Origin of the sequence: Bifidobacterium tibiigranuli (assembly GCF_022655035.1) — a bacterium.
In the GTDB taxonomy this organism is placed as follows: domain Bacteria; phylum Actinomycetota; class Actinomycetes; order Actinomycetales; family Bifidobacteriaceae; genus Bifidobacterium; species Bifidobacterium tibiigranuli_A.
Window position 1 is genome coordinate 1 of sequence record NZ_JALCUA010000003.1, and the last position, 16,761, is coordinate 16,761.

Consider the following 16,761-nt stretch of genomic DNA (forward strand, 5'->3'; position numbering starts at 1 on the left):
AAATAATCTGACTATAAAAAGTAGTACAAAACACGCTCTTGAGTTCTCAAACCACCACCACACCAACAAACCGAAGCAATCCGAAGATTTCTTGTCGCTGTCAGGCAGCAAGAGATAAACTTACACGAGGTGCGGCATCTGTGCAAATCGGGGTTCCTAAAAGAGCCGATAACCGTTGCAACAACAAGGTTCTATCGGCGTGTCGAAAATGCTGTATTTTCACTCTCTCTTAAGCTTAGCCCATCTAAAAGCACGAATATATTTCCTGGAAATCACGGCTGCGGGCGTGTCGGGACGATCCGAGGCACGACAGACCCGCTCAGTCGACGAATACGCTCTATATATAACGCTATATATATCGCTATATCGCCAATACGAGGTGCCTTAGGTATTGCGGCATAGGAATATAGGCAAATATAGGTATAACTGGAACTTCAGAGACGGCATATGACATATAGAGACATATAGAGACATATAGAGATGCATATAGCTATAGCGCACGATGACGTGCGCAGCGAACGGCGATGGCGGCGGTGCGCGCTTCGTGATAAGCCTGTGTCATGGCTATGCATATTGCGGTTTTGACAGGCGCCGGCATTTCCACGTCGGCAGGCATCCCTGACTTCCGGGGACCGGACGGAGTCTGGACCAAGCATCCGGAGCAGATGAACGTCTATGACATCGATGCGTTCCTGAGTGATAAGGAGCAGCGCGAGTATTCCTGGCGCTGGCAGAAGGAGTCGCCCGTCTGGGGCGCGCAGCCAGGCACGGCGCATAAGGCGCTGGCCAAGCTTGAACAGGCAGGGATGCTGGATCTCTTGGCGACGCAGAACTTCGACGGTCTGCATGAGAAGGCGGGCAACAGTGACGAGACGATCGTCAACCTGCATGGCACCATCGCCACATCACACTGCATGAAGTGCCATGCCCGCTACGACACCGCGCCGATTATGGACAAACTCGATGAAGAGCCCGACCCGCATTGCCGCCGTCAGCTGCCGTACCGGGGGAACATGCCTTGCAACGGCATCATCAAAACCGATGTCGTGTACTTCGGCGAGGCGCTGCCGGACGGCGCCATGGAACGCTCCATGCGCAAGGTCTCACGCGCCGACGAGTTCTGGGTCATCGGCTCCACGCTCGAAGTGTTCCCCGCCGCATCGCTTGTGCCGGTGGCCGCGCAGGCCGGGGTGCCCATCACCATTATGAATATGGGGCGCACGCAGTACGACCGTCTGGCAACCCGCCTGATTCACGACGATATCGCGCAGGCGCTGCCCGCGCTCGTGGATGAGACCATCGCGCGGTATGGAGATGCGGCGAACAGCGCGGTAGGTAATTAAGTAATAAGGACGCCTGAGACGCTGTCTGCAGTGGTCCTCGTACATTCGTCACGCATACAGGGTCGTTTGCGTGACGAATGTACGAGAAAGTGCCAGTCCTCGTAGTTTCGTCACGCAAAACCACCAATTTGCGTGACGAAACTACGAGTATCACCGAGTATTCGGTAGCCGGCCGCTGACCCGAGGCGGATATGCCGGCTAGTAGATGCGCTTGGGCTGGAAGCCGGCGGTGCGCAGGGCCTTGAGGACCGCGTCGATGTGGTCGGGGCCGTTCGTCTCTACAGTGACGCCCAAGGACACGGCATTCGTGTAATGGCCCGAGGCCTTGAACTGGTCATGGTCGAGGGCGATGACGTTCGCGCGCGCGTCGGATAGCACCGTGGCCACCTTGACCAGCTGGCCGGGGGTATCGGGCAGCTCGACTTCGAAGTTCATGATGCGCCCGCGCGCAATCATGCCCTTCTGGATGACAGCACCCATGGTGACGGTGTCGATGTTGCCGCCCGACAGAATCGGCACGATGACATGCGGTTCCTGCGCCGAGGCGAACGCGCGCGAATGCAGGTTGAGGTGTTCGAGCGCGGCGAGGGACACTGCACCAGCGGCTTCGATGACGAGCTTGTGCTTTTCGAGCATGAGCAGGATCATCTCGTTGATGTCCCGCTCGCTGACCGTCACCAAATCGTCCATAAGCTCATTGAGCAGCGCGAAGGTCAGATCGCCGGGGCGCTTGACCGCGACACCTTCGGCCGAGGTGACGACCTGGCTGGCCGGCACGACGTAGCCGGCCGCAAACGAGTCCTTGAACGCGGGAGAACCCTCCGGAATCGCGCCGATGACGCGCACCTGCGGGCGGAAGGTCTTGATCGCCAGCGCCACGCCAGCGCCCAGACCGCCGCCGCCCAGCGGGACCACGACATCGGTGACGTCGGGCACGTCCTGCAGAATCTCCATGCCGATGGTGCCCTGGCCGCACAGCACTTCATAGTCGTCGAAAGGCGGCACGAACACCATGCCGTCATCCCGGCTCAGCTGGGCCGCATAGGCCGCGGCATCGTCGAAGACATCGCCGTGCAGCACTACTTCGGCCCCGTACGCCTTCGTCGCGTCGACCTTGAGCGGCGGCGTGATGCGCGGCATCACAATGGTGGCCTTGGCCTTACGCTCGCGGGCCGCGTAGGCCACGCCCTGCGCGTGGTTGCCTGCAGATGCGGTCACGATGCCGTGATCGAGCTCGGCCTGCGAGAGCGAGGCAATCTTGTTGTAGGCTCCGCGAATCTTGAAGGACCCGGTGACCTGAAGGTTCTCGGGCTTGAGGAGCACGCGATGCCCGGTCATGGCCGACAGCACCGGAGACTCGATAATAGCCGTGTGCTTTGCGGTGCCATCGAGCCGTTCGGCGGCTTTTCTCAACTCGGCCGCGTGGTCGCGCGCCAAAAATTGCTGGACTTCATCATTGTTCATATGGGTATTATCGCGCAAGGCTCACACTTTTTCGACGCGGGTCAAAAAGTGTGAGCCAAACCTGCCGACTCACTTGCCTTTCTCGGCCTTCCCGGCCTCGGATTCGGCAATCATATAGCCGAACAAGCGGTGCAGGGCGGTCGCGCTGGCGATGCGCGAGCGAGCCTTGGTCATGCCGGCGCCGACCTTGAGCGTCCAGGCATCCTCGGGCATCGCGGCGAACATCGTCTCGTCGGTGGTGTCATCGCCGACGGCGAGCATGAAGTCGTAGTCGCCGCTGGACACCCAGGGGCTTACGGCGTGGCCCTTGCTCGTCGTGAGCGGGCAGACCTCGATGATCTTGGAGTTCTCCATAACCATCAGTCCCATGCCGCCGCACGTCTCGCGCAAATCGCGTATCAGGCGGTCATGTTCGCGCTGCGCCGAACGCTGGCTGCTGGCGCGGTAATGCCAGGCGAGCGCATCGGCCTTGTGCTCGATGAAGGACCTCGGCACACGATTGACCGACTCCTGCATCATCGCCTCGATCTTGGGCTGCCAGTCCTGAGGATCAGGCATGTTCTCGGCGCGGACCCATGTGCGCCCCTTCGGGTTGTAGTCGTTGCGCCAGGCACCGTGCTCGGCCACGAGGTTCACCGGCAGTTCGCCGAACCACTGGTCCATGATCGCATGGCTGCGGCCTGAGACAATCGCCAGATCCACGCCGGGCTCGGTGCCGATGCGGCTGAGCAGCGCACGCAATTCCAAGGTCGGTCGGGCGTGGTCCGGGTCGCGCACCAAGGGAGTGAGCGTGCCATCGTAATCGCACAGCAACAGCTTGCGGTCGGCCTTGGCCCACTGTTCGAGCAAGGTATTGCGCTGATCCATGCGCAGACGCTTGTCGTCAAGACCGGGATTGGAGACCTGCAGCAGCGCGTCGAGGAACCCGGCGCACCACGTGCCGGCCGTGCGGGCCTTGATGCGGGCCTGCATCGCGCGATTGCGGCGGGTGGACTCCTCCGGGCTGATTTCCAAGGCGTCATGCAGCGCCTCGCAGGTCATCTCGATATCGTAGGGGTTCACGATGAAGGCCTCACCAAGCTCCTCGGCCGCGCCGCACATATCGGAAAGCACCAGCGCGCCGTCGCGCCCATCGTGACAGGCCAAGTACTCCTTGGCCACCAGATTCATGCCGTCGCGCAGCGGTGTCACGAGCGCCACATCGCCTGCGGCATAGATGCCGCACACCGGCTTGATCGGCAGCGAGCGCGTGATGTAATGAATCGGCGTCCACGCAAGCATCGAGAAACGTCCGTTGATCTTCCCGACCAGCTGATCGACCTGCTGCTTGAGCCGCTGGTAGGTTTCGACGTCGCCGCGCGAGGGCGTGGCCAGCAGATAATAGGTCACATGCCCGATCCATTCGGGGTACTTCTCAAGCAGACGCTCGAAAGCTCGCAGCCGCTCAGGCAGACCCTTGGTGTAGTCGAGCCGATCGACGGAGACGACGACCTTGTTCGGCTTGCTGTCCTTGCCGAACATCGCCGACTGCGCCAGCGTGAGCTCGGGCAGCTCCTCGTGCACATGATGGCTCCACCAGGAGCCGCTTTTCGTCGCGGCTTCCGCGGCAGCCGAGCTTTCCGCGCTCAGCGAGGTGTCATGGTGGCGCCCCGGCCTCTTGCCGCTCTGCTCCTCGATGCCGCGGCGCATGGCCCGCGCCAGGCTCGATCTGGTCGTGCGGCGGTAGAGGTTGTAGTCGATGCCGATCGGGAACGCGTCGACGGTTGCCGTGTGGCCGCCGTCCACCGCGATATGCCCGGCGTCATCCGTCTCGATATCCAGCAATTGCTGTACGCAGGACTTGAAGTTCTCCACGAAATCGACGGTATGGAAGCCGAGCAGATCCGCGCCGAGCACGCCTTTGAGGATTTCGCGGCTCTGCGGCAGCGAGCGGAAGATCTCGGGGCTGGGGAAGGGCACATGCAGGAACCAGCCGATGGAAATGTCGTTGAAGCGCTGCCGCAGGATATTGGGCAGCAGCATGAGGTGATAGTCCTGCACCCACACCGTGTCGCCCTTGCGAATCAGCGGGGCGAGGGCGTCAGCGAACAGCTGATTGACGTGGCTGTAAGTCTCCCAGGTGCCGGGATCGAACACGGCCTCGTGCGAGAAGTCGTGCATCAGCGGCCACAGGGTGTTGTTGGAGAAACCGGCGTAGAAGCCGGCGACCTGCTCGGCGCTCAGGAAGAGCGGCACGCAGCGGTTCTCCTCGTAGGTGGACCGGATCGCTTCGATCTCCTCAGGCGTGTGCTCCGCAGGGTCCTCTCCGCTCCACCCGACCCATAGGCAGTCGTGATGTGAGCTGTGATATGGCCCGATCGCGGTGGCGAGGCCGCCGACATTCTGCCTGAGCGCATAGGACCCGTCGGGCTGCGCATCCAGCGAAACCGGCAATCGATTGGAGACGATAATTAAACGTGACATGGTATCTCCGTTTCCGCCGGCGAAACGACACTGCTTTTCAACCGGCTCAATGAGTGGGAATCTCCCGCACGTGCTGTCCTTCTCAGCTATATCACATGGAACCTGTACAAAGCTTGGAGTCTTCTTTCCTTCCGCATCGCGGCATCGCATGTGAGGCAACCACGCGGCCCTGTGATATGGCGTTGCCGCCGAGTGCGGCGTGATAGGCGCGTGGACTGATATGACAATAATTATGCGGCATTCGCATTGGCATCCTGCGCGGTCATGTGGCCTTCGATTTGCGCCGCCGCTGCGCTGCGTGGACTGAAGTCTGGGAGTTCGCTGACTGCGAAGTTAACACGGTGCCCAACCGACGTTTTTCACGACTAGACTCTTGGGTAGGCGGTCCGTCACGCAACTGGCGCATGACGGATCTTAGGAGAATGGACTCGATATGGTTGGAATGCGCGATGTTGCCAAAGAGGCAGGGGTCTCGCTCAGCACGGTCTCACTGGTCGTGAACGACACCGGCTACGTGTCCGACGACATGCGTGAGCGCGTGGCCGCTGCCATGAAGAAGCTCGATTACATTCCCAACGAACTCGCCCGCAACTTCTATCGCGACCGCACCGATATAATCGGCGTTATCGTGCCGACCATCAGCCACTCCTTCTTCTCCACGCTGGCCGCCGCGCTGCAGCACGAACTGGCAGGGCGGGGGTACCGCACGCTGCTGTGCTCGCAGGCGGACGCGGAGGGCGGCGAGGCCGAGTACGTCGACATGCTGCAGCGCCACATGATGGACGGCATCATCATGGCCGCGCACACTTCGCACGCCACGGATTACTGGACGTTGATCGACCGGCCGGTCGTGGCCTTCGACCGCTACCTCGGGGCAGGCATCCCTTCGATCTGCTCGGACCATGTCCACGGTGGGCAGCTGATTGCGCAGCAGCTCATCCGCACCGGCGCACGGCATGTGGTGAGCATCGGCGGGCCGCGTAGCCAGTTCCATGACCTTCCTGCGCATCTTCCTGGGCATCTTCCTTCGCAGGGTGCGCGTTCTGATGCCAGCCTTGGCTCCGACGGCGCCAATACCACCTTCCCCACGGTGCGCTACTACCTGACTTTGGAGCATGAGCTGGGCCAAGCCGCGATTCGCTACGACTACGTCGAGGTCGGCGAGGTGTATGACGTGCAGGGCTATCCGCGCATCGCGCACGAGATCTTCGAACGCTTCCCGGACGTCGATGCCATCGTGGGTTCGGATATCAGCGCCGCCTACTGCGTCCAGGAAGCGCTGCGACGAGGGGCGCACATCCCCGACGAGCTGCAAATCATCGCCTACGACGGCTCCTACCTGACCGAAGCCGCAGGGATGCGAATCACGGCCATCCGGCAGGACTTCGCGACGATTGCCAAGCTCACCAGCGAGCGCATCATCGAGGAGATAGGGAAAGGCGAGAAGGGCGCACGCGGTTTGGCTTCAAGCCAGTCATCCGGTGCTGTGCAACGAGACCCGACCAGCCCCGCTTTCGCCTTCACGGGTGAAGGCGGCACCGAAGGGCAGGGATACCAGCCTGATTTACACCCGCAAGGCGAGCTGGTGCCCGTGCAGCTGAGGCTCGGCGAGACGACACGAGCCTAGTGAGTGCTCCGCGATAGGTGGCCGGATGAGCTTGGTAGCCATGACCAAGGCACTGGAGCAGAAGGGACGCTGACGAGTTGTCAGTGGCTCTTCTGCTCCAGTTAGCACCCAGCGTCGCCGGTCGCGACCGGCGACGGCTGGCCTAGCGGGCCTCGGTGAGCTGGGCGGCGAGGGCGATCAGGGCGTGGTCGGTGCCTGCGGGGCCGACCACGCATGCTCCGCAAGGCAGGCCGTCGGCGGTTTCGCAGGGCACGCTGACTGCTGGCAGACCGCCAACTCCGGCGATGCCGGTCAGTCGCAGCGTCTGCGCACGGGCCTGTTCGATGGCGGCGAGGCCGTCCGCGCCGGGGTTGGATAGCGGCGCGACCGAGGAGGATGAGGGGATGAGCAGCGCGCGAGTGCCGAGTTCGGCGCGGATGGACGCCCGAGCCTCCTGCAGCCGCTGGCACGCCGCGTCATACTGCTCGACGGTGATATGAGAGTCGTGCTCGAAGCGAGCCGCGACCTCGGGTGCGAGCGAATCCCAATGCTTCGACACCCATGCGCCATCGATGCGCCACGCCTCGAAGCCGCGCACGGTCGCGAAGATATCAAGCCAGTCATCGAGCAGCTGCGGGGTGAACGCAATCGGCGAAGTGGGCAGCGCCTCGCTAGCCGCCGTACGGAATGCGGCAAACGCCGACTGCACATCCGGCTGCACGCAGTCGTCCAGCGCAGTGCATACGGCAAGGCTGCCATCCAGCGCCGCCGTGTCGGCATCCGGCATCAGCGCGTGGGCTGCGAGCGCCAGGGTCTGCCCGTCGCGGGTGAGCACGCCTACGGTGTCGAAGGACTCGGAAAGCGGGTAGACGCCTTCGCGCGTGACGCGGTCATGCGTAGTGCGGATGCCCCACAGTCCTTGATACGAGGCCGGAATGCGAATCGAGCCGGCCGTGTCGGTCCCTAGGCCAATCTCGACCTGCCCGCAGGCGACTGCCGACGCGGGGCCGGAGGTCGACCCGCCGCTGATGCGGCCCTGCGCCCGGGGGTTGGGCGGCGTGCCGTAGTGGACGTTCGCGCCGGCCAAGGAATACGCGAATTCGTCGCTTTGCGCGATGCCCTGCACCGCAGCGCCGGCTTCGAGCAGCCTTTGCAACGCCGGCGCATTGGCCGATTCGATTGGCGCTTCGGCCAGATAGTCCGGATTGCCCGCACCGATGGCGAAGCCGTGCACGGCGAAGAGGTCCTTGACCGCGACGCGCATGCCTTGCAAGGGGCTGGCGGCTACGGGGCTGGAAGCCGCATCATCCTTGGAAACTGCAGGCGGCACAAGCGGTGCGCCGACCACACGCCAGATGCGTGCGTCAATCGCCGGCGCCGGGTAAGTCAGGTGCGCGTCCACGATGCGCCAACGGCCGCTGATGCGCTGCCATAGCTGGGTCTGGTTGACGGTTCCGCCCGCGTCCTTGCGGAATTCGGACACCACGCCTGCCGCATCCTTGCCCAGCATGCGCGAGACGCGCCGGGTCAGCGTGCGCGAGGGAGCGCCACCGCGTTTGGAGCGGAACGCCGTGATGGCGTCATGCCCGGCGAGCATGCCTGAGGAATCGGTACGTACCACTGGGACGCCATCAGGGTCCCGCGCGAAGAGTTCGCTCATGGTCGCCACATCGTCGCTCATCAGCGCCGATTCGTACGCTTCCAGCGCGTCCTGCAGCGAATGGTCCGCGAATTTCGCGAGAAAGGCCATGGCTTTCTCGTAGCCGGTACTGCGTTTGAACAGCGAGGTGTCGATAAGCCCGTGCGCTCCGGCGACGAGGTCCACCGCCTGGGTCACGTCGAAGTCCACTGCCGCAGACAGCAGCAGATAGGCCTGATGCTCCGGGACCGCGAACAAGTGGGAGATAATTTCAATCGCATTGCGCACGCTTTCACGCAGCGCCACGTCGATATCCGCATCCATGCCCATCGGAATGATCCGGCCATGTGCATAAGCAAAGGGCTTCTCGTTATCGCCGAACAGCTCACGCCGCTCCGCCGCCGGCACCACGTCGATATGCAGCTGCGCACGCAGCGAGGCTTCCAAGGCGGTCAGGGCGACTTCGCCGTTGCCTTGGGCGAAATGCGGGTCGCCGACATATAGTCCTGCGCCTTCGATCTGCACGGGCAGGAAGAGCGTCGCGCCTTCAGTCAGCTCGTTGAGATCGATGTTGCCGCCGTATTCGGCCGGTGGAATCGAATTGGGCCGCTCATCCGAATCGACCGTCACGCCCATGATGCCGAGGAATGGCCGCATCGGGAATGAAGTCTTCCCGCCGTTGTCGAGCGCGAATTCGGCGCGGTCGCCGTTCGCCCGGCAGAACTGCCCGTAATTGCCGTCAAAGCCCTCCACGTTGGCGAGCACGCCGCGCGCATGACGTGTGGAAATCACGCCATAGGGCACGCGCCTGTCCAGCCGGGAGACGCTTACGGCAAGCAAATCGCCCGGGTGGGCGCCAGGCACTTCGATCGGACCGGTCACCACATGCGGGCCGTCGTGGACCGCATCGCGCTGATTCGCCGCGACAATCGCCACCGCGTCATCGAGGACCTCATCGCGCGGCACACCGCAGCCGCCGAAATAGCGCGCCGGGTCACTGCCCTGATCGGGCAACAGCCCCTCGTGACTCACGGTGTCGATGACGATATCGCCGCCCGGCGCAACGCTGCCGATGAAGGCATCATGCCGCGCAGGCAGCCGCCCCCATAGCACATGCTCCGGCACGGAGCTGATGTAGTTCGCGCCTTGCGGTACGTCTGTCGAGGGTTGCAGTATCCGCGTCATGCCTTGCTTCCTATCCATGTGCCGTGTGACGTTGTTTCAGCTCGCCATCGGCACGATTCTGCCCACATGCGGCGGCCAAGTTACGGCCGAGTAATGAGATTGGTCGGCCTGGCGGCAGGTTCGACCCCGCCGATCAGCACGCGCTCCACTATACCGTCGAGCGTCGCCCCGTCGAAGGCGCTTATCGGATTGCGGCTGAGCAACTCGCTCGCGTGCACGGTGAAGCTCTCGTCGGGGCGCAGCATCACCAAGTCGGCGCGCTTGCCCGGCGCGATTTCGCCACGGTCGTTCAGACCAACAAATTGCGCGCTGCTGGTGCTCATCCACCGCACCACATCCGGCAGCGTGAAGCCGCGCCGCTTCGCCTCGGTCAGCACCGCGCGGAAGCCGACCTGCAGGCTCGAAACACCGCCCCACGCCGTAGCCAGCGGGCCGGCCTTCATCTGCGCGGTCGTCGGGGAATGGTCGGTCACCACGATGTCGAGCACGCCGTCCGCGAGCCCTTGCCACAGCTGATCCTGCTCGTGCTTGTCGCGAATCGGCGGGCAGCATTTGAACGCCGTGTCACCGTCGGGGATATGGTCGCAGTCCAAGGTCAGGTAATGCGGGCAGGTTTCGGCGCTCAGCGGCAAACCGCTCTTCTTGGCATCCGCGATAACGCCGACCGTCTGGCCGCTGGATACGTGCAGGATATGCGTGCGGCAACCGGTTTCGGCCACGAGCTTCGCAATCTGCGCGACGGCATCGGCCTCGCTCGACCCAGGCCGTGAATCTACGAAACTGCGGTAGGTCTGGTCGATATGGCCGGCGTGGGCCGTCAGCTCGTCGGGGTCTTCGGAATGAATGATCAGCGTGCCGCCGAAGGATTTGATCTCCTCCATCACGGTGCGCACCTGGTCGTAGCGCAGCGAGCCGTACTCGTCGACGCCGCTGGGCGAGAGGAAGCATTTGAAACCGAACACGCCTGCATCCCAGAGCGGCTTCAAGTGGCCGATATTGCTGGAATCCACGCCGCCCCAGAAACCCAGCTCGGTGTAGGCCTTGTTGCGTGCGGCATCGAGCTTGATGTTCAGCGCCTCGACGGTCATCGTAGGCGGGTTGCTGTTGAGCGGCATATCGATAACCGTCGTCACGCCGCCAGCCGCAGCCGCCCGCGTGGCATAGTCGAAGCCCTCCCATTCGGTACGGCCCGGCTCGTTGATATGCACATGCGTATCCACGATGCCGGGAATCAGCACCGCTTTGTCAGCCAGGTTGATGGTCTGCGCAGCGGACGCAGCAGCAGAAACGGCAGCAGCCTCCTGCGGATCGTCCCAGACCTTGGCGATGATGCCGTCTTGTACTGCCACTGCGCGAGGCGCTATCGAGCCCTGCGCGAGCACGCGACCACGGATGATCAGATCGTAGCTTTCCGGCGATGTGCTGCTTGAAGCCGTGCTTGAAGCCGTTGCACTGCCGGAACCTGAGGTACTCTGTGGTGAAAAACTCTGTGATGAATTCATCGTATTCCTCCATTGCTAGACACTGATGTGCTTGACACTGATTGTGCTTGATGCTGATTACGTGGTGTCGGCGTGTGTCGGCAGGGATGTTGGGCAGTTATGCGGCTATGCGGTTATTGAGCGGCTGTTGAGACTGGAAACGGCTAGCGGTTATTCCTTTATTCCTTGGCATCCTGCGCGCGGGCCACAGCCAGCACCGCACGGGAGAAGGCATCGGTGCCGTACGCGACATCATCGAGGCGCACCGATTCGCCCGGATTATGGCTGATGCCGCCCTTGCAGCGCACGTAGAGCATAGCGATGGGCAGCAGCTCGCCGACGGCCATGCCGTCATGCCCCGGGTAGCTGATCAGCCCGAACGCCTCCTTCTGCTCCGCCTCTACGATGCCCTGCTCGATGCAGCCGCGCAGGAATTCATCGCAGATCATCGCATCGGCGGTGTGGATGCACCGCTTGCTGTAGCTCACGCCGCGCTTGGCCGCGACCTCGTCGAAGGCCTGCCATATGCGCCCGTAGACCTCGTCGCGCAGCTCGTTGGTGCCCGCGCGCAGATCCAGAGTGAAGGTGGCATTGGACGCGATCACGTTGACCCCGCCCGGCAGCGTGGACAGACCGCCCACGTTGGCCCGCGTCCCAGCCGCCTGGCTGATGCGGTCGATGGCTTCGATCATTTCGGCGGCGGCAGTGAGCGCGTCCTTGCGCAGGTCGTAAGGCGTGGCGATATGCCGCGATTCACCGTCGACACTGACCACATAGCGCGAGGCGGCGGCGATGGAGCTCACCGAGGAGAGCGCACGGTCGCGCTGCTCGAGAATCGGCCCCTGCTCGATATGGAATTCGAGATAGCCTACGGCCTGCTCGCGCGTATACGCCGCGTCGCGCACCTTGCTCGGGTCGAGCCCGAACGAGGTGAAGGCCTCGCTCATGCTCATGCCGTTCTTGTCGCGCAGCTGCAGCCATTCGTCCTTCCACTTTCCAGCGAGCGCATAGGAGCCCAGCAGCGTGGCACCGTAACGCACGCCTTCCTCATCGCCGAAGGCGACGACGTCCAAAGAAAACGGCAGCTTGGCAACCTCGCCGCTGGCGATGAGCTGCTTGACGACGGCAAGCCCGGTGATCACGCCGAGGATGCCATCGTATTTGCCGGCGTCCGGCACGGTATCCAAATGCGAGCCCAGAATCAGCGCGGGCAGGCCGGGCGTGCGGCCCTCGACGTGGCCGATGAGATTGCCGGCTGGATCGCGGTGCACGGTCAGGCCCGCGCTGCGCATCCACTCGCCGACCAGCGTGTAGACCTGGTCCATCTCGGGCGAGAGATAGGTGCGCTCGATGCCGCCTTCCATATCGCTGAATTCCGCCAGCTTGTCGCAGCGATCCATAATCTCCTGCGCGGCGTCAAGCGCCCACGGCGCGAAGACCGGCTGTGCGTCCGGCGCTACAGCGTCTTGCGATGTTGCTTCATTCATATTCATTCCTGGCTTTCTTTCATGCCCGTTGCCTGTTTGCCAAATGCCTTGTCCCCGCCTTGTTCACCAAGCTGCACAGTCTACCGAGCTGCGTTTCATGCTCCGTAAACCGCCAGCGCCGCTTCGATGCCCTTCTCCGTGTTCACCGCCACGCCTTGGCGTTCCAGCACGGAGCCGAGCGCCGCCGCCGCAGTGAGCACCGCGTCCTTGCGGGCATTGGCCCCCATCACGCCGATGCGCCAGATGGTGCCCTTGAGCGGGCCGAAGGACGACGCGATCTCCACGCCGAAGTCGCCCAACAGTTGCCCACGCACTGCCACATCGTCCGCGCCAGCGGGAATCTTCACGCCGATGACGTCATTCATGCGGTTGGCCTGGTCGCCGTACAGCGACAGTCCCATACCCTGCACCGCCGCAGCCATGGCCGCGCCGTTGAGCCGATGCCGCTCGATGACGGCGTCAACGCCCTCTTCGACCACGAGGCGGCAGGCCTCGTGCACGGCGTAGAGCATATGCGTGGCTTCGGTGTGGTGGTTGAGGTGACGCGGACCCCAGTAATCGAAGATCTGCGGCAGATCGAAGTAGTTGCTGTGGATGCGCGAGCCGCTGATTTCTTCTTCAGAGTCAGCAACACCCGCCTCGATGCTTTTGCGCTGCTCCATCACGGCCACTGCGCGCTCGGACACGGTTATCGGGGCCATGCCGGAGGGGCCGCCGAAGCACTTCTGCATGCCGGTGGTCACGATATCGATGCCCCATTCGTCGGCGCGCAGGTCGTTGCCGAGCAGAGCGGCCGTGGAGTCGGTGTACAGCAGCGCACCGTTGCGGTGGCATATCTCGCCCAGCCCTTCGAGCGGCTGGCGCATCGTCGTGGAGGTGTCGCCGTGGACGGTCGCCACGAGCTTCGGCTTGACGCTTTCGATGGCCTGTGTGATCTCCTCGATGGAGAACACCTCGCCCCAGGGCTTCTCGATAGCGTGTACATCCGCGCCGCACCGCTCCGCGATCTCCTTGAGCAGCAGGCCGAAACGCCCCGCACAGCACACCAGCACCGGGTCGCCCGGTGCCAGCACGGAGACGAAGGCCGCTTCGATGGCCGAGCGCGATGTGCCGTCAACCACCATCGTCTGCTTGTTCTCGGTCTTGAAAATCGTGCGCAGCATTTCCTGCACCTCGCCCATGACCTTGAACATGTAGGGATCGAACTGCCCGACCGTCGGCTTGGACATGGCCTGCAGCACGCGCGGGTCGACATTCACCGGCCCCGGTGCCATCAGCAGGCGGTGCGGCGGGTTCAGCGGCGCTATGGTGTGCGACATGGAATACTCCTTTTCGGCTCGGGCGGCGCACGCAGACTGATACTGCCTGCGCCAGACCCGGCGTATTGCTTCGTTATGAAATCTTTCTTTCTAAAGTTACCTCATAGAAATTAAAATTTCACTACGATACCGAGAAGCTTTCCAATAGACCATCAACCTGCTTGGGAAGCGGAGCGGCGAATTCGCCGGTTTTGCAGGTGCCGACGCCTATGCGTACAAGGCTTTCGGCGAAAGCCGCGCCTGCCGCCACGCCGTCCACAACCGGCACGCCCAAGCGGTCGCTGAGCCGCGCGCACATCTTGGCCATGCCCGCGCAGCCAAGCACAATCGCGTCGGCATGCGTGCTCTCCAGCACGTCAAGGCATTCGGCTTCCAGCGCGCGGTAGGAGCCTTCCTCGTCGCTTTCGAGGCCGAGCACCGGCACCTCGCAGGCGCGATAGGCCACGCATTGGCGCTCAAAGCCGTATTCCAACACCAAGTCTCGTGCGCGGCCGAGCGTGCGGCCCAGCGTGGTGACGATGGCGAAGGAGCGCCCGGCGAAGCTCGCGGCGTGGAATGCCGCCTGCGCGATGCCGATCACCGGACCGGTCGCCAGCTCGCGCGCCGCCATCAGCCCCGGGTCGCCGAAGCATGCAAGCACATAGGCGTCGACACCGTCAGCCTCCCCTTTGCGCACCTCGTCGATCACGCCGACAGAGGCCAGCGCCTCGTCATAATGGCCTTCGATCGACACCGGGCCCATGCTCGGGCTCACGGCCTCGATGACGGTCCCTTCGCTCACGGCGGCGCGGGCCGCCTCGCCGATGGAACGCGTCATCGAAAGCGTGGTGTTGGGGTTGATGACCTTGATCTTCACGATTCGTCTCCTTGTGAACGCTGCTGTCTGAACGGCACTGCTTGAATGGCACTGTCTGGACGGCACTATTTAAACAGCACTGCTTAAACGGCGACGTTTGCATGCCGCTGCTTAAATATTTACATATCGCCGTGCGGTGCGTGCAGCGTGATTGCCACGCCATACGCACCGCAAACAGCTTATGCTCGTGCAGACTTTACTACCTAGTCCGCGATGGCGCCGTCGTACACGCCCGGCTCGCTGGCCTCAAGATGCGGCATCTGCGGACGGTAGCGTTCCAGCAGCACGAAGGCCAGATAGCCCAGGCCCGCGCCGATGAACCAGCTGTAGTTCGACAGCTGCGTGATGTCGACTATGCCCAGCTGCTTGAGCGGTGTCGGCAGGATGGCGCTGGCGATGCCGGGGATGCCTGCCAGGACCAGGGCCAGCCAGGCATTCGGATTGAAGCCGTTGCGGTACCAGTAGTGACCGGTCGGGTTCAGCGTGAACATGTCGTCAAGCAGCACGCGCTGCTTGGAGACCACGAAGTAGCCGGCGATGAGGATGCCGAAGAGCGGGCCGATCAGCGAACCGAGCAGATCCAGCGTGTAGTGGATCGCCTGGTCGTTGGCGTACCAGTTCCACGGCGTGATGATGACCGAGCCGACGGCGGCGATCATGCCGCCCATGCGCCAGCTGATCTTCTGCGGGTTGACGTGCGAGAAGTCGAAGGCCGGCGAGACGAAGTTCGCCACGATGTTGATGCCGACCGTCGCGGTCACGAAGGTCAGGCCGCCCAGCAGCACCGCGAAGGGCGTGCCGATATGCTCGACCGTCTTGATCGGGTCGGTTATGAGCTCGCCGAACACCGGGACGGTGGCGGAGGCGCAGACGACGGTGAGCAGCGAGAAGACGAGGAAGTTCACCGGCAGGCCCCAGAAGTTGCCCTTCTTGACGCTTTTGTAGGTGGTCGCATAGCGCGAGAAATCACCGAAGTTGAGCATCGGGCCGGCGAAGTACGACACGACGAGCGCTACAGCGGTAATCATGACCGGGATGGACTTGCCGAAGCTCAGCGGCGCGCCGGACGAGAGGTTGAGGTTGATGTGGCTCGGGCCGCCGGCCTTGACGACGAGGTAGATCGCGAGGATGAACATTACGGCATAGACGAGCGGACCCGCCCAGTCGATGAAGCTGCGAATCGTGTCCATGCCGCGCCAGAAGACGGCGGCTTGCGCGACCCAGAGTATCCCGTAGGAGATCCAGCCCAGCGCCGAAAGGCCGAGGAAGGAGTAGTCAGTGGCCAGCGCATGCGAGGCCGGGATGAACTTCAGGAAGATGATGTCCAGTGATTCGGAGGCCAGGAAGGTCTGCACGCCGTACCAGGCCACGGCGATGATGCCGCGGATGACCGCCGGGATGTTGGCGCCCTTGACGCCGAAGACGAAGCGCGTGGTGACCGGGAAGGGGACGCCCAGGCGCTGGCTCGGCTTGGCGACCAGGTTCACGAGCAGCTGCACGATCACGATGCCGACGATTAGGGAGATGAGCACCTGCCAGCTCGCGATGCCGAGCGCGAACAGGCTTCCTGCGGTCACATAGCCGCCCACGGAGTGCACATCGGACATCCAGAACGCGAAGATGTTGTACCACGACCAGCTCTGCTTCTTCAGCGGGGCGAGGTCGGCGTTCGCCAGCCGCTCGTCATAGGAGTCCTTGATGATTACCGCGTTGTCGTTCTCCTTCGGTGCGGGCGTTTTGCCGCCTCCTGACACCGACTCTATTCCCTCTGCTGTGCTTGCTGTCATGTCGCTCTCCTTGTCGATTGCCCGAACCGATGCGACATGACGCTTGCCGAGCTGCCGCCCGGAATGCACACCATTGCGACGCATCGGAATATCGTCTTGCTGACGACTTCATGACGGCCTCATAATGTGAA

Annotated in this window: 10 protein-coding genes; 2 read left to right on the plus strand and 8 right to left on the minus strand. The window is 63.0% G+C overall.

Annotated features, from left to right (window positions below; all coding sequences use genetic code 11):
* Positions 1 to 560 precede the first annotated feature (560 nt).
* Positions 561 to 1,343 carry a Sir2 family NAD-dependent protein deacetylase gene (locus LKK40_RS04440; RefSeq protein WP_304309545.1) on the plus strand — a complete coding sequence of 261 codons (783 nt, stop codon included), beginning with the start codon at positions 561 to 563 and terminating at the stop codon, positions 1,341 to 1,343.
* Positions 1,344 to 1,541: 198 nt separating this feature from the next.
* Here LKK40_RS04440 and ilvA read toward each other — a convergent pair whose 3' ends face one another.
* Positions 1,542 to 2,807: a threonine ammonia-lyase gene (gene ilvA, locus LKK40_RS04445; RefSeq protein ID WP_304309547.1), complete on the minus strand. Its 1,266-nt coding sequence runs from the start codon at positions 2,805 to 2,807 to the stop codon at positions 1,542 to 1,544.
* A gap of 69 nt (positions 2,808 to 2,876) precedes the next feature.
* On the minus strand, positions 2,877 to 5,270 hold the full coding sequence (otsB, locus tag LKK40_RS04450) for a trehalose-phosphatase (protein WP_304309548.1): 2,394 nt from the start codon (positions 5,268 to 5,270) through the stop codon (positions 2,877 to 2,879).
* A gap of 433 nt (positions 5,271 to 5,703) precedes the next feature.
* On the opposite strand from otsB, the gene LKK40_RS04455 reads away from it, so the two are divergent.
* Positions 5,704 to 6,897, plus strand: a complete 1,194-nt coding sequence (locus tag LKK40_RS04455; protein WP_304309550.1) for a LacI family DNA-binding transcriptional regulator — start codon at positions 5,704 to 5,706, stop codon at positions 6,895 to 6,897.
* A 142-nt stretch (positions 6,898 to 7,039) separates the two neighbouring features.
* Here the strand turns inward: LKK40_RS04455 and LKK40_RS04460 are convergent, their stop codons facing one another.
* The 6 genes from LKK40_RS04460 to LKK40_RS04485 all read right to left on the minus strand — a co-directional run bounded on the left by LKK40_RS04460 (position 7,040) and on the right by LKK40_RS04485 (position 16,630).
* Positions 7,040 to 9,700 carry an AtzH-like domain-containing protein gene (locus tag LKK40_RS04460; RefSeq protein ID WP_304309552.1) on the minus strand — a complete coding sequence of 887 codons (2,661 nt, stop codon included), beginning with the start codon at positions 9,698 to 9,700 and terminating at the stop codon, positions 7,040 to 7,042.
* A gap of 80 nt (positions 9,701 to 9,780) precedes the next feature.
* Positions 9,781 to 11,202 carry an allantoinase AllB gene (gene allB / locus LKK40_RS04465; protein WP_304309553.1) on the minus strand — a complete coding sequence of 474 codons (1,422 nt, stop codon included), beginning with the start codon at positions 11,200 to 11,202 and terminating at the stop codon, positions 9,781 to 9,783.
* Between the two features lie 158 nt (positions 11,203 to 11,360).
* Positions 11,361 to 12,668: a Zn-dependent hydrolase gene (locus LKK40_RS04470; RefSeq protein ID WP_304309555.1), complete on the minus strand. Its 1,308-nt coding sequence runs from the start codon at positions 12,666 to 12,668 to the stop codon at positions 11,361 to 11,363.
* A 95-nt stretch (positions 12,669 to 12,763) separates the two neighbouring features.
* Positions 12,764 to 13,987 (minus strand): pyridoxal-phosphate-dependent aminotransferase family protein, encoded by a 1,224-nt coding sequence (locus LKK40_RS04475; RefSeq protein ID WP_304309557.1) that lies wholly within the window; start codon positions 13,985 to 13,987, stop codon positions 12,764 to 12,766.
* Between the two features lie 121 nt (positions 13,988 to 14,108).
* Entirely contained in the window at positions 14,109 to 14,843 is a 735-nt protein-coding gene (locus LKK40_RS04480) for an aspartate/glutamate racemase family protein (RefSeq protein WP_304309559.1), read from the minus strand.
* Positions 14,844 to 15,046: 203 nt separating this feature from the next.
* Complete coding sequence (locus LKK40_RS04485) at positions 15,047 to 16,630, minus strand: NCS1 family nucleobase:cation symporter-1 (protein WP_304309560.1); 1,584 nt, start codon at positions 16,628 to 16,630, stop codon at positions 15,047 to 15,049.
* Positions 16,631 to 16,761: the final 131 nt, after the last annotated feature.